Annotated in this window: 7 protein-coding genes; 1 reads left to right on the top strand and 6 read right to left on the bottom strand. The window is 70.4% G+C overall.

Features of this window, described 5'->3' with window-relative positions; translation table 11 throughout:
* Positions 1 to 385 precede the first annotated feature (385 nt).
* Positions 386 to 1,906 (top strand): alanine/glycine:cation symporter family protein, encoded by a 1,521-nt coding sequence (locus tag OIE75_RS31795; protein WP_329472998.1) that lies wholly within the window; start codon positions 386 to 388, stop codon positions 1,904 to 1,906.
* A gap of 121 nt (positions 1,907 to 2,027) precedes the next feature.
* Here the strand turns inward: OIE75_RS31795 and OIE75_RS31790 are convergent, their stop codons facing one another.
* The 6 genes from OIE75_RS31790 to OIE75_RS31765 all read right to left on the bottom strand — a co-directional run bounded on the left by OIE75_RS31790 (position 2,028) and on the right by OIE75_RS31765 (position 14,346).
* Positions 2,028 to 3,281: a cation:proton antiporter gene (locus OIE75_RS31790; RefSeq protein ID WP_329472997.1), complete on the bottom strand. Its 1,254-nt coding sequence runs from the start codon at positions 3,279 to 3,281 to the stop codon at positions 2,028 to 2,030.
* Between the two features lie 176 nt (positions 3,282 to 3,457).
* Positions 3,458 to 8,335, bottom strand: a complete 4,878-nt coding sequence (locus tag OIE75_RS31785; protein ID WP_329472996.1) for a DNA repair ATPase — start codon at positions 8,333 to 8,335, stop codon at positions 3,458 to 3,460.
* Between the two features lie 78 nt (positions 8,336 to 8,413).
* On the bottom strand, positions 8,414 to 10,450 hold the full coding sequence (locus OIE75_RS31780) for an SPFH domain-containing protein (RefSeq protein WP_329472995.1): 2,037 nt from the start codon (positions 10,448 to 10,450) through the stop codon (positions 8,414 to 8,416).
* A gap of 981 nt (positions 10,451 to 11,431) precedes the next feature.
* The gene (locus OIE75_RS31775) at positions 11,432 to 11,965 is read right to left on the bottom strand and encodes a DUF5994 family protein (protein ID WP_329472994.1); all 534 of its coding nucleotides are present in this window, start codon (positions 11,963 to 11,965) and stop codon (positions 11,432 to 11,434) included.
* Between the two features lie 440 nt (positions 11,966 to 12,405).
* Positions 12,406 to 13,644, bottom strand: coding sequence for a PP2C family protein-serine/threonine phosphatase (locus OIE75_RS31770; RefSeq protein WP_329472993.1), 1,239 nt, complete (start codon positions 13,642 to 13,644; stop codon positions 12,406 to 12,408).
* Positions 13,645 to 14,001: 357 nt separating this feature from the next.
* The gene (locus OIE75_RS31765) at positions 14,002 to 14,346 is read right to left on the bottom strand and encodes an ANTAR domain-containing protein (RefSeq protein WP_329472992.1); all 345 of its coding nucleotides are present in this window, start codon (positions 14,344 to 14,346) and stop codon (positions 14,002 to 14,004) included.
* Positions 14,347 to 14,784 lie beyond the last annotated feature (438 nt).

The following is a 14,784-nucleotide window of genomic DNA, read 5'->3' as shown; positions in this document are numbered from 1 at the left end:
GACCTCAACCGTCGTCGGTGCCACACGGCTGCCCCACTCGACCTCGCCCACATAGGTGCACAGGGCACACTTCCCTGTCCGGATAACGGTCGGGTCTCACCTGCTGGGACTTCTCTCGGTCACGAGCCGTTACGTGAGATACGTCACTAAAACTCTGGCAAAGACGTGGTACAACAGCGCAACTCCGCAGGTGGCTCGGTCGGCCGGCCGCCCGTGAAGAGCCGACCTGTTGTCGACCTGTTCACCGCTCCCGCCCGGCCCGGTCACCGTCCGACACCGCTCCGTGCCCCCGGGTCCGCTCACCGGACAACGACGTTCGCCCAGAGACCGCTCAACCAGGCGAGACACCCCACCCCGCCCGACCAGCGTCACCGAGGTAACCACCGTGTCACTCGACTCCGTCACCCAGTCCGTCGACGAAGCCGTCAGCGGCTTCTTCGAACCCATAGCCAAGTGGCTGGGAGAAGTCGTCTTCTACGCCGTCCCCGTCGGCGGCACCGACCTCCCCCTCATCGTCGCCTGGCTCGTCGTCGCCGGCCTGGTCTTCACCGGCTGGTTCGGCTTCGTCCAGCTCCGCAAGTTCAAGCTCGCCGTCGACGTGGTGCGGGGCAAGTACGACGAGAAGGGCTCGACCGGCGAGGTCAACCACTTCCAGGCCCTGACCGCCGCCGTCTCCGGCACCGTCGGCCTCGGCAACATCGCCGGTGTGGCCGTCGCCGTCTCCATCGGCGGCCCCGGCGCCACCTTCTGGATGATCCTGTGCGGCCTGCTCGGCATGGCCACCAAGTTCGTCGAGGTCACCCTCGGCGTGAAGTACCGCGAAGTGCACCCCGACGGCACCGTCTCCGGCGGCCCCATGCACTACCTCCCCAAGGGCCTTGCCGAGCGCTTCGGCAGGAACGGCAAGACGCTCGGCAAGGTCCTCGCGGTCCTCGCCTCCTTCATGATCCTTTTCTTCGGCCTGTTCGGCGGCAACCTCTTCCAGGTCAACCAGTCCTACGCACAGCTGGTCTCGGTCGCCGGCGGCGAGGACGGCGCGCTCGGCTCCTCCGCCGGTGCCCTGTTCTTCGGCATCCTGATCGCCGCGATCGTCGGCATCGTGCTCCTCGGCGGCATCCGCTCCATCGCCAACGTCACCAGCAGGCTCGTCCCGGCCATGGCCGGCATCTACATCGTCGCCTGCCTGATCGTGATCCTGGTCAACGTGACCGCCGTCCCGGACGCCGTCGCCTCGATCGTCGAGGGCGCGTTCAACCCCGAAGGAGTCGCCGGCGGTGTCCTCGGCGCGCTGATCATCGGCTTCAAGCGGGCCGCCTTCTCCAACGAGGCCGGTCTCGGCTCCGCCCCGATCGCCCACTCCGCGGTCAAGACCAAGCACCCCGCCAGTGAGGGCCTGGTCGCGCTGCTGGAGCCGTTCATCGACACGGTGGTCATCTGCACGATGACCGCGCTGACCATCGTCATCGCCAACCCGGCCAGCCTGGGCGACGACATCGGCGGTGTCACGATCACCTCGGACGCCTTCGAGACGGTCCTGCCCTGGTTCCCGTACATCCTCACCGTCGCGGTGCTGCTGTTCGCGATCTCCACGGTGCTGACCTGGGGCTACTACGGCCTCAAGGCGTGGACGTACCTCTTCGGCCGCAGCCGGACCAGCGAGATCACCTACAAGGTCGTCTACACCGTCTTCGCCGTCGCGGGCTCGCTGCTGACCCTGCAGACGCTGATCGACCTGGCCGACGCGGTCCTCTTCTCCCTCGCCGTCATCAACATCATCGGCCTCTACCTCCTCGCCCCCGTCGTCAAGCGCGAACTCAACACCTTCCTGGATTACGTCCGCACCCGGAACGCCGGTGCGAGCACCGGAGACGACGAAGACCAGGAGCCGGCGAAGACCACCGTCTGACCCGCCTCACGCGGACCGGCTCCTTGAGCGGGCCCGTACTCACCTCGCGCCTTGGTGAGCACGGGCCCGTTCGCCGTGCCCCGGCCGTCTCCCGGAACTGTGTCGCGGCCGAACGAGGCGTTCACGTGGTGCGGACAGGTTCGTCCTCCCGGCCCGGGACCCGGGACTGTGTGCTCACCGTGCTCGCCGGCTCGGGAATGCCCGTCAAGTCCTCCACGTCGAAGATCCTGGCGATCGGCACGTCAGTGCTGCTGTGGGCGATGATCGAGAAGGCGATGCAGACGGCGATGAGGGTGTACGCCTGCTCCCCCTGAGGGATGCCGGCCTGCAGCACGAGAAGCCCGTAGACCACCGACGCGAACCCCTTGGGACCGAACCACGCGGCGACCAGCTTCTCCCGCCGGTTGAACCGCGTGCCGACGAGTGAGACCAGCATCGACGCGGGACGCACCAGCACGATCGCCAGAACGACGGCCGCATAGCCGGTCCAGGACAGGTCGGCGAAGAGCTGGGGCGTCAGCAGCGCACCGAAGACCAGCAGGGCGGCGAACTTGGCCAGCTCCGCGAGCGCCTCACCCAGCGGTTCGAAGGCCGTCTTCGCCTCCGGTGACACCGCCGTGAGAACCGCGCCCGCGGAGAAGGCGGCCAGGTACGGGTTGGCATGGGTCAGGTGGCACGCGGCGTACAGAACGACGCCGGTGGCCAGCGGCAGCAGCGGCTGCAGCCTGGGCTCCGCCCCCAGCAGCGGAAACCGTACGAGCCCGTTCACCAGCAGGGGCAGCACTACACCGAAGGCAAGTCCGAGCCCGAGTTCGAGGGCGATCTTCCCGAAGGACGCCTCCGCGTGCCCACTGGTCGGGCCCGCGGCAGCGATGAGGACGAGAACCACCGGCAGGGCGAGCCCGTCGTTGATGCCGCTCTCCACGTTCAGCAACTGCCGCAACTTGGCGGGCACTTCCCTGCGGCCCACGATCGCCGAGGCGAACACCGGGTCCGTGGGAGCCAGTACAGCTCCCACCAGGAAGGAAGTCGTCCAGTCCAGCCCGACCAGGTAGTGGGTGATCAGCGCCATACCGACGAAGGCGAGCGGCATGCCGAGGCCGAGAGCACGGGCCGGATTCTTCCAGTTCTCCCTCAACTTCGGGAAGGAGACGTGCATGCCATCGGTGAACAGCACCGCGAACAGCGCCAAGTCGGCGGTGACCGCGACGATGTCGCTGTCCGGCGTGATGTGAATGAGCCCGAGGAAACCGTCGCTGACGAGCGCACCGCCGACGAGGAAGAGCAAGGAGGTGGACAGCACGGTCCGTGCCGCGAGTCCGGAGAGCAGAACCGCGACGAGCAGAGCCGCGCCGAAGACCGCGACGAGTACCACGAAGACCAACCCCGATCGAGAAGACAGCTGTTCCCTGTCGCCGACCAGGCTTCCCGGCACTCCGCGACGGACACTACACGTCCCTTACGCGTCCCTGACACGTGCCTGATGGGCAGCCGCCGTCCGCTGTATGTTGCCGGGTTCCGGCACTCCACCATCGTGGTGGATGGCCCTCCTCACTCCTCTCCGGGCCCCCGCGTCGGGCGGGCGGCGTGCCGGGGCGCCGGGTTGGCGATGAGGTGGCGCGGGTCGACGGCGCGGTTGATCGCCGACTCGACGGCCGCTACCCGGTCGGCCAGCAGGCCGAGGGCGGCGACGGCGCGGGTGAGCGGGTCGCTCTCAGGCCCGCCGAGGGTCTGGGTGCGGACGTATGCCGCCTTCAGCTCCGCCCAGCGACCGGCCTGGGCGGCGGTCGGCGTGCCCCGTAGCTCGGCCAGCTTCAGCAAGTTGGCCTCGGCGCCGGTGGCGAGGGTCTGGGCCTCCGCCGTGTAGTGGTCGTCGATCAGGGCGGACAGCTCGGCGTCGTTCATGACCGGCTGGACGCGCTGGGCGATCTTGTTCATGTTGCGGTAGGAGCCCTGGAGCCGGAACGGCGGCTCGGTCCGGGCGGTGTCCGACTGGGCGGCCGAGGCGATGTACGCGGCGTTGACCGCGAGGACGGTCTCGCGGGCGGTGAGCAGATGGCGCAGGACCGCGGTGATGCGGTCCACTTCGGCGGGTGCGTACGGGTGGGTCAGCCGGTCGGCGCGCGCCGCCGGGTCTCCCGCGGCCAGCCGGATCAGCAGTTCCAGGTCGGTGCGGTCGCGGCCGGCGAGCGGGGCGAGGACCGGGTTGGCGGTGAGCGCGTTCTCGACGAAGCTGAGGGCGAAGGCGTCCTGCTTGCCGGTGAGGACTTCGCCGAGGTTCCATACGTCGGCGCGGTTGGCGAGCATGTCGGGGACCTGGAAGCGGCTGCCGGACTCGGTGTACGGGTTGCCCGCCATGAACACCGCGAAGCGCTTGCCGCGCAGGTCGTGGGTGCGCGGCTCTCCGTCGCGTACGCCCTCGATGCGGCGGGTGGCGTCGCACAGCGGGATGAACTTCTGCAGCAGCTCGGGTGAGGTGTGCTGGATGTCGTCGAGGTAGAGGAGGGTGTTGTTGCCCGCCTCCAGCGCGAAGTTGATCTTCTCGATCTCCCGTCGGGCGGTTGCGTTGGGGGCCTCGGCGGGGTCGAGTGAGGTCACCGTGTGGCCCAGAGCCGGGCCGTTGACCTTCACCAGCAGCAGGCCGAGCCGGTCGGCGACGTACTCCACGAGGGTCGTCTTGCCGTAGCCCGGCGGGGAGATGAGCAGCAGCAGGCCGCCGGTGTCGGTGCGCTTGGTGTCGCCCGTGGTGCCGAGCTGTTTGGCGAGGCTGTCGCCGATCAGGGGGAGGTAGACCTCGTCGATGAGCCTGCTGCGCACGAACGCTGACAGCACACGCGGCCTGAACTCGTCCAGGCGGAGGCGCTCGCGCTCGGCGGCCACCAGTGTGGCGCGGCGGCGCTGGTACGCCCGGTGGGCGGGGACATCACGCGTGCGGAACTCGCGTGCGCGGGCGATGAGTTCGTCGACGCGCACGGTCAGGGTCCCCTCGTGGACGCGAGGGTGGGCGCCGAGGAGGCCCTCGACGGTCTCGGTCAGCGGGGCGTCCGACTCGTAGCGGGGCAGTGCGGGGCACAGCTCGGCGGCCACGGCCTCGGCCAGGTCGCCCGGGGCGAGGGCGATGCCGGTCGCGGTGGTGTACGAGGTCAGCCACGCCTCGACGAGCTGTCTGCGGGCGGCCGGGTCGGGGAGGGCGGTGAGGTCGTCGTCGTAGGCGGAGTCGCCGACCGTGCGGCGGAACTTGTCGAGCAGGGTCCGGGTGCCCGCGCTGAGGACGAAGCCGTCGGGGCCGGTCGTCAGCTCCTCGAAGAGGTAGGCGGCCGCCGCTCGGGTGCCGATCACGCCGGCGAGTTCGGCCTCCAGATCGGCGATCGCGGACGCGAGCCCGAAGGTGTCGCGGGCGCGGGCGAGGGAGACGGCGCGGCGGGTCCAGGCGTCGCGCTCCACGGCCGTCGTGCCGTGCGCCCAGAAGAGGTGGGCGGCGGCGCGGGCGGCCGGCTCATGGCGCAGGAGGCCCGCGCCCTCGTGCAGACGTAGGAGGGCGGCGAGGGTCAGGGCCGCGTCGTGGTCGTGGACACCGCGCTCGTACCCCTCGTCGTAGGCCGCCTGAGCCGCCTGCCGGACCAGGGCGGGCAGGTCCTCGGCCGCCGCGAGGGCTGCCGGGCCGTGCTCGTCGAGCAGGCGGGCGGCCAGGTGCTCGGCGCGGTAGATCTCGGGCGACTCCGAGGGCAGCGGGCGGTCCCAGAACGGGCGGGTCGCAGCAGAGTCGGGGGCGGTCACCGGGGCGCGGTAGTCCGTGCCCGTCAACGCGAAGGCCAGGCCATCGCCCTGCGGGACGAGGGTCAGGTCCAGCGGCTGGGTGTTGACCGCGAAACGGTGGCCGCCCAGGCGGACGGTACGGCCGTCGTCGGCGTACAGGTCGGTGCGGTCGCGCAGCGCGCGCAGGGACTGCTGCCGGGCGGTCCTCAGGCGGCCGTCGAACTCTTCCGCTCTGACCTGGTCGCCGAGTGAGCGGAGCTCGTCGGCCGTGCGGCGGACCTTGGCGGGCATCGGGTCGGAGGTGAAGTACGTGGTGACGGCGTCCGCGTCGGCGAGCGAGGACGCCCGGCGGACGATCGTGGTCAGGACCCGGTCGGCCGACTCGGCCAGGCGCTCGGCGCGGCGGGCACGGGCGTCGACGAGAGTCTGCTTACGGGCGGAAAGCGCCTCGTGGATCTCGTCACGCTTGTCCGCCAGTTCGGCCAGGAAGTCGTCGGTCTCGGCGAACCGGGACTCCAGGTCCTCCACCCGCACGAGCAGGCGGGCGAGCTGTTCGTCGCAGTCCTCGGGGGTGCCGGCCGCCGCGAGGGCACCGGTGACCGCCTGGCCGAGCAGCGCGAACTCCGCGGTGAACTCGGCCCGGCCCTCGCGGTCCCGCAGGGCACGGCGACGGCCGTCCAGCGTGGCGCGGGCGCGGTTGACACCACCGAGGACCTCGGCGATCCGCTCCAGGACGGACGTGCGGACGGTGGTGTCACCGATGTCCAGACCGGAGACGACGTCGGTCACCGTGCGCAGGTTGCCGGCGTGCTCGTCGAGCCGGGCCGCGACGGGCTCCGCCTCGGCCACGGTGGTGATCGCCTCGGCGTCGGCGACGAGCTGCTCGATGCCGGCGCGGTGGTCGGCGAAGGCGTCCTCGTGCGCCAGGCGGGTCACGGCCCGCTGCCCGAACGAGGCGAGGTCTCGCTCGACGTCCGCGGCGAGTTCGTCGATGCGGTCGGTGTCGGCGTACCGCATGTCCTTGAGGGTGAGCAGGTGTCCCTGCGCCTGCCGGAGTTCGGTGAGCCCCGCGACCCACGCCTCGGCGCCGCGCGGGGCCTCGCCGCGCAGGCGCCGTACGACGGTGGCGACGCGTACCGTTGCCTCGGTGAGCGCGTCGGCTGCCTGCCGGGTGAGCGTCTGAACCGTCTCGAACTCGGTCAGCACCTGTTCGGCGGTGGCCCGCACCTGTGCGAGCGGTTCGTGCAGGGCACCGAGGTCCGCCTCGGCCAGCCAGTGGTGGGAGTCCGCGACCCGTGCGCAGGCCGCCAGGAGCGCCTCGTACACCTCGCCGGTCGGGGTGGTCTCGGTGACCGCGCGGGCGACGGACAGGCAGTCGGAGATGCCGCGCACGAGGTCGGCGTTGCCGATGCGGGCGAGCGGGCCGGTGCCGGCCGGCTGAGCGGCGGCGTGGGTGTCGGAGACGTACGGAGAGGTCCACCGCTGCACGGGGTGCACGCGCTGCGGCTCGGCGTCGGCCGTTCGCAGGACCAGGAGGGAGCCGTCGTCGAACAGGGCCCGGCCGTGGCAGGACAGCGGGGCGGCGACCTCCTTGCGGATGACGTTGTAGGGCAGGAGGAGACTGCGGCCCGAGACGCGGGCGTGGAAGGCGAAGAGGACGTCCTCGCCGTTCGGGGAGCGGACCGCCCGCTCGAACTCCAGACCCTCGGTGTCGACGCCGTCGAACGTCCGGTGGGTACCGGTGGCCAGGCAGTAGCCGCCGGGGAAGACGATGCCCTGGTCCTCGGGCAGCCGGCGGCATGACTGCCCGATGCCGTCGAGGCGGACGACGGCTCTGGTGAGGGTGTTGAACACCAGGTAGCGGTGGACGTCCTCCTTGTACGGGAGGACGTCCACCAGGATCAGGGCGCCCACCCGCGCGTACGCGATGTGCGCGTCGGCGAGTGACTGCAGCGGCTCGGCGACCGGCTCGGCGTACACCCCCTCGTCCGTCTCGGTGTCGTCCTCGGTCTTGACGGTGAGCGTCCCGCCCAGCGTCTCGACGAACACCTCGCCCTCGATGGAGACGTGCGGGTGCCGGCCCAGGACGTGGTCTTCGCGGGTCGTCACCGTCCACGCGAAGTCGTGCGCGGGCGGCAGGACGTGGTCCCGGTCACCGCGCGCGTCCAGGAAGGACGCCCGGCCGTCGCCGGACAGTGCCCAGCGCAGAACCCGGATGTCGTCCGCCTTCTCGCCCGTTCGGAAGACGGCGAGCACCTTGTCCTCGACCCTTCGCAGCCGGCGGAGCCGGGCCTGGTGGAAGTACCGGTGGAGGGTGGTGAACTCCCGGACGAAGACGGGATCGTCGAGCAGGCCGGGCACGGCGTCGTCGGGCAGCCGGTTCAGGTTCCGGTCGTGCAGCGCGAACACGTCGCCCACACCGGTTTCGGCCCCGAGGCCGGGGACGGTGTTGTACCCGAACAGCAGGACGTCACCGACGGACACGAGGTCACGCGGCACGCACGCCGACTCGGTGCGCAGTTGTTCCGTGCCCGCCAGCTCCAGGCGGAGAGAGCCGAACTCCTCGACGCGACGAGCGTTCAGCGCCTCGGCGCGGCGGGACAGCTCGGCCGCCTGCGCGGTGAGGCGGTCGCGCAGCACCTCGTACGTACCCGTGTCCAGGGCGGTGGTCATGAGGTCCCTCTCAGGAAGTCGAAAAGAGCGGTCGTGGAGCTGCCGTCCCCCGCGCGGCAGCTCCACGTCCGCGGTCTGTCAGCCCTTGGCGCTGCCGTTCAGAGCCGTCAGCCGGGTGTCGGCGACGCCCAGCTCACCGGCCTTGCTCAGCAGCTGCTCCAGGGCCCCGGAGTCGACGCCGCCCGTCTTCATGAGCTTCATCAGCAGGGTGGACACGGTCAGGTTCTGCACGTCGGCCGTGGAGACCGAGCCGAGGACGCGGCTGAGGTCGTCGGTGAAGCTCGACGTGCCGTCAAGCCAGGGCTTCGCCAACGCCTGGGCGGTCTCGGAGTGCTGGACGAAGCCGTCGACGCTCTTGCCGAGCGCGATGGAGGACATCAGGCGGTCGAAGAAGACCGACTCGCCTCCGACGATGTTGATGTCGGCGTTCTCCAGCCCGGTCGCCAGCACCGTCGCCTGCGCCTCGGCCACCTGCCGCTGCACGTCCAGCCCGGCGAGCCGGATGTCCTTCTCGGCCTCCAGCCGCAGCCGGTACTCCTCGTGGCCACGGGACGCCTCGTCCAGCGCGGCCATCGCCGCGGCCTTCTCGGTGAGGCCGACCGCCTCCGCCTTCAGCTTCTCGCCGACGGCCTCGGCCTCCGCGAGTGCCTTGGCCCTGGCGCCCTCGGCCTCCGCCCGCAGCCGGGCCTCGGTGGCCTGGGCCTCCGCGCGGCCGGCCTTCTCGATCACCTCGGCCTCCTTGTCGCGGACCTGCACGGCGGCCAGTCCTTCGGCCGCGCTCTCCGCCTGGATGCCCTCGGCGAGCCGCAGCTTGGCCCGCGCGTCCAGGTCGGCGCTCTTCAGCCGCGCCTCGGCAAGCGTGAGTTCCTCGGCGGCGCGGTGGGTGGCGGCCTGCTCGGCGGCCTCGGCGGCCTTGATGTCCTTGACCAGCTTCTCCTGCGCCTCGGCTTCGGCGGCGATGATCACGGCCTGCCGCTGCCGCTCCGCCTCCTCCACCGCCCGCAGCTTCTTGATGGCCTCCTCCTGCTCGGCGACCGTACGGTCCACCGCCACACGCTCACGGATGACGTCGGCGATCTCCCGCTTCTCCGCCTCGACCTCCTTCTCGGCGGCAATCCGCGTCAACTGCGTTTCCCGCTCCCGGGCGATGACCTCCAGGAGGCGGTCCTTCTCGATCCGCTCGCTCTCGATGGCGATGACCCGCTCGCGGTTCTTCTGCGCGACCGCGACCTCGCGGCCCTGGTTCTCGCGCTGGATGCCGAGCTGCTCCTCGGTCTTGAGGAATGCGGACTGCGCCCGCAGCCGCTCCTCCTCCACCACCCGCGCCGTCTCCGCCTCCTCCCTCGCCCGGACGGTCTCGATCTCCCGCCGCTGCTTGGTCTCGGCGTCGACCTGCCGGCGCTCCAGCTCCAGGATCGCCTCCCGGGCGTCGACGTTCTGACGGGTGATCTCCTTCTCCTCCGTGCGCTGCGCCTCGTTGGTACGCACGTGCTCCACGGCCGTCAACTCGGTGATCTTCCGGATGCCCTGCGCGTCCAGGACGTTGGCCGGGTCCAGCTGAGTCAGCGGCGTCTGCTCCAGGTAGTCGATCGCCGCGTCCTCCAGGTGGTACCCGCTGAGGTCGACGCCGATGACCTCGATGATCCGGTACCGCAGTTCCTCGCGCTTGGTGTAGAGGTCGGTGAAGTCCATCTGCTTGCCGACGGTCTTCAGCGCCTCGGAGAACTTCGCGTGGAACAGCTCCTGGAGGGTGTCGCGGTCACTGGCCCGAGCGGTGCCGACCGCCTGGGCGACCTTGACGACGTCCTCGGCGGTCTTGTTGACCTTGACGAAGAACGAGATGCGGATGTCCGCACGGATGTTGTCCCGGCAGATCAGCCCTTCCTTGCCGGCCCGGGTGATCTCGATGGTCTTCACCGAGATGTCCATCACCTCTGCCTTGTGCAGCACCGGCAGCACGACCTGCCCGGTGAAGGTCACGTCGACCTTGCGCATCTTGGAGACGATCAGAGCCTTGCCCTGCTCCACCTTGCGGAACAACCGGGCCACGACGAACAGCACGGCGGCGGCGAGCAGGAGGCAAACGAGCACGCCGATGCCCAGGGTGTAATCCATAGGAAGTCCTCAAAGTCTGTAAAGAGTTGGCGCCTCCACGGGGGAGGCGGAGCGGCCCGCTCGGCTACGGGCGGCGCTGTTCGGTGCGACGCACGAAGGAAAGAACTCAGGCGCGGCGACGACTGCCGGGGTCGTACGGGAAGCCACTCGCCGTGTCCGGTCGTCGTCGCCCGCGGTGTGCGCGGTCCAGCCCGGCGGAAACGGCGTCGCTCCAGCACGACGCCCCTGTTCGGCTCGTCGAAGGGGGCGGCACCACACCGCACGGTGCCTTCGGGGTCGTGATGCCGGGGCGAGTGAGGATCCGCACCCCGGCGACGTCCGTGCCGGCCACGTCCTCACCCCCTGGATCATCCGTCCGGACCCCGACGCCCGTACCCGTTGCCGGAACCCGGCATCGGGGCCACTCCCCCTGTTCCTGCTGCGCCCATACTCAACGAGACTCGCAGCTGGCCGCATTGCCGTAATCCGGCAATCTTTACGCTCACTAGGTGCCGAGCAACGACGTGAGCAGGGCAAGGCCGCACCGCGCCCGGAGCGTGAGGCCGGGGCCCAGTAGGCACCTCGACCCCGCGCCCGTGGGGGGCGCCTCGGCTGCAGCATGCATGTTGCAGCCCGGCGGCCGCTCGGCCATCGGCTGCATCGACGTGCGCCGGCCGCCCAGCATCAGTCCCGCAGGATCACCCACCCCACCGCCGCTGGTCCCGCCGCGACAACGCTCCGAACACGTCATCAACGAAACCCTGACGACTCAATCGTTCGACTTGCCAGTCCTGACTTGCGGTGCCTCAAAGGGAGTTGCGCCACTCCACGCGCGGATCCGCGAGGAAGGGCCTCGTGGTGATCACCGCATGCATCGCGCCGTCACTGACAGGCCGCGATCCGCCCGCCGTGCTGAACGTTGAGCCCGTGGATCAGAACGCTTCCGACGGCGATCAGGAGGAGCAGCGCGACCACGGTGATGGCTGCAACCGTCGTGACCGCTCACCTTCCAGCGCCCGGAGGCCGTGCCGCGGCCGGTCCCTTGCGCCCGGACCGGGACGACGCGCGACCCGCCCCACCGTCGGTCTCCCACGCTTCCTCTCCGCCGCGGGCATCGGCCGCGTCCGCTGCACGCTCCCGGTACGGGACTGCAGCGGCAGGGCCCATGAGCCGCGCGGCGGCAGCCGCTCGGGTCTCCGGCGGGATCACCAGCATGTCCCGACGGCCACTGGCGGACACCAGGGTCAGCCTGTGCGGGTCCTGCCCCTCGGCCGACCAGTCCACCCGCACGGTACGCCCGGCCAGGGACACCCAACGCGGGATGACGGGCCAGTGGGCGGGGTTCACCGTGATGCCGGTGATACGGCCCCAGGCGCCGCCCACTGCGTCCGCCAAGGGCGGCAGCTCACGGGTGAGGGCACGGGAGCGCGGCCACCACACGCCGTCCGGGCTGCCCGGTGCGGCTGTCAGGGACACACGGGCCCGCGGCGACGGGGCGCGCCCGGTGGATGCCGTGCGGTCGATGGTCACGGTCATGGCGCGGACCTGTCCCCGGGGACCGCCGTACGGACCCGGCAGTGTCGATCACCGGGAACGGCACCCGTACGGAGCCGGGGCGCGAAGAACCCCCGGTAACCTCACCGTACTCCCCCGGACGGTTCGAAAAGCACCGGTTGTCCGGGCGTTCGGGCCCGCCTCGGCATCGTGGGACCAGCCGTGATGCCGGTGGGCTGATCCGGTGCGGTCCACCCGCTGCCCACCGGGGCGACCGACGACAGCGGGCGGACCGCACCGTGTGCCCGGGTGGAGCACACCGGGTGGTTGAGCGTGCTGTCTGTCCCGTACCTCGGTGTTCTGGCACACGTGGCAACCTGAGGTCCGGACGATGGTGGAAGCACCGACCGGGTGGCCGCGCGTTCCGGTCCCGCGGCCGGGGTTTCGTTCTCGTGGTGCGGAGCTGTCCGAACCGGTACAAGTCACCCAGGCTGCTGCTTCGTACGCAGGGCTGAGGCTTGCAGCGTATCCGCGCCGGAACTGACATGCCGCTGGGTCTCCTGGGGGCCGTGCCAGTCCAGGCACACGGCAGTGGCATCGTCCTCGAGCCGGCCGTCGGCGGCGTCGCGGATCGCGGACGTTATTGCCAGAGTGGTCTCCCGCGGGTGCAGGCCGCGGGTGCGCTCCAGCAGAGCGGGCAGGTCGACCTTCTCGCCATGGCGTTCGAGCAGCCCGTCCGTGATCATGAGGAGACGGTCACCGGGCCGCAGGTCGAGGTCCTGCACACGGTACGGCCGGGGAGTCAGTTCGGACAGTCCGAAGGGATGGTCCACCTGGCAGGTGATCACCTCCACAGTGCCCCCACGCATGCGCAGTGGCCAGGGATGACCCGCGTTGACGAGCCGGGCCCGCCCGGACCGGAGATCGATGCGCAGGAGTTGTCCGGTGGCATGGCCCTGGCCGTGGTCGTTCAGCGCCTGGTCGGCACGGAGGGCCTGCTCGGCCAGGCCGGCTCCCGCCCGGCGGGCGCCGCGCAGGGCCCCCACCAGGACTGTGGCGGCCAGGGCGGCGTCGATGTCGTGGCCCATGGGATCGGTCACCGACACATGCAAGGTGTCACGGTCCAGTGAGTAGTCGAAGGAGTCCCCGCTGAGGTCCTCGGAGGGCTCAAGGTTCCCGCAGAGGGTGAACTGCGCAGCCTCGCACGACAGTGACTGCGGCAGAAGTTGGTACTGGATCTCGGCCGCCAGCGTGGGAGGCCTGGAGCGTTTCCCCCAGGTGTAGAGGTCGGTGAAGCGCCCATTGGCGATCACGACGTAAGCCAGGATGTGCGCGGCCTCCCCGACTTCTTCGAGGACGTCCTCGCCCGGCACCGTCGGCAGGAGCAGTTCCAGCAGCCCGATCGCATCCCCCCGGTTGGTGACCGGCGAGATCACCCGCTGCCCCTGACCGGTCGCCTCCTGATACAGCCGCTGGGTGCGGATGACCTTTTCGTAGACGCTGCCGAACAGGGGGATCCGCTCCGTCTCCCGCTCGCTCTCCGCGGCGGCGGTGGACAGCCGCGCCACCGCTTTTCCCGTCAGGTCCACAATGAGGAAGGAGACCCTCGTGGCGTCGAAACGTCGTCGCAGATCCTCCGCGATCACGTCGACGGCGTCCGCCGGCGCCGCCGTCTCCGCCGCCGTCAGCAATCGGGGAAGTCCACTCTGCTCACGACTCACGACCGTGGTCCCTTCCACCAGCCCCTCCTACCAGCTTGGGAACCGTTGCCGTCGGCGTCAATCCGTGAAGGGCACAGCCCGGCATCGCGGACGGTTGCCCTGCTCGGGCCCGAACCCCATGAGAAGTCTGGACGAAAGCGCCTCCCCTGCCGGCAGCGAGAGCCGAGGCTCTCGACAGCCCGTCGTCTCGGCGGGTGCCGTCCTCGGGGCAGGGCAGGGGACGTGACCGAGGAGTAGCCCCTCGCCCGCGACGGCAAGACTCCTTGGGATCAGTCCTGGCCAAGGTGTGTTCGGTGGTTCCCGCCCCGTCTTCACCGTCCGGAACTCCAGAAAGCGGGCGGCGGAACCGTGCCGTGGTCAGGTGGACCGCACGGTGGCCAGTGCCTTGTCCAGAGCGGCGCGGATCTCTTCGGACAACTGTTCGCTGTGGGCCCAGTCCACTATCTGTTCGGAGACCTGCCGCAGCTTGACATTGGTGTGTTGTGAGACTTCTCGGAGCACCTGGAAGCCCTGGTCGGGGCGCAGGCCACCGAGGGTGACAATCACCCCGATCGCCTGGTCGACCACGGCGTGAGAGACGACGGCCTCCTGCAACTGACCAATTTCCGCCCGCAACTCACCGATCTTGTTCCAAAGGCCTTCTCGCCCCGGGACCGTGTGCACTTCGGTCCGCACCGGGGCGCCATTGCGAGGGCTGTCCATCGTGATCACATCCCAGAAAGCGGGTCTCCCGCCCCGGTCACCCGTGCCGGAGCGGAACTGCGAGGACGACAGTTCGACTTTTACCCCAGAACCCTGCCCTTGCGCATCCTGTCCCGCGGCGTGCGTCTGCGCCCGTGAGCCGGCTCGGCCTGAGCGTCAGGGTGGAGGCCGCCGGTGAGGGAGCGCTCGCAGTGTGCCCGCGGTGTCGGGTTCACCCCTGCGGTCCGGCTTCGTCGGACTCTTCCTCTCCCGCCATGACCCGGATGTGGCGGGAGTCCCGTGCGACGTCCAGTCGACCATGATCAGGCCCCCGTCGACCGGATTAGGTACAGGCTGCGCCGAGGTCGTCGTCGGGCAGGCCGACTGCGCCCATGCGGCCTTCCGCGGCGGAATGCCGGGGTGTCACCGCCGTTCCTGGCGACGCCGGTGCTCGTCCCA

Source organism: Streptomyces sp. NBC_01723 (assembly GCF_036246005.1).
In the GTDB taxonomy this organism is placed as follows: Bacteria; Actinomycetota; Actinomycetes; order Streptomycetales; family Streptomycetaceae; genus Streptomyces.
The sequence above is the reverse complement of the archived record's forward strand: the minus strand, read 5'-3'. Positions and strand labels throughout refer to the sequence as shown.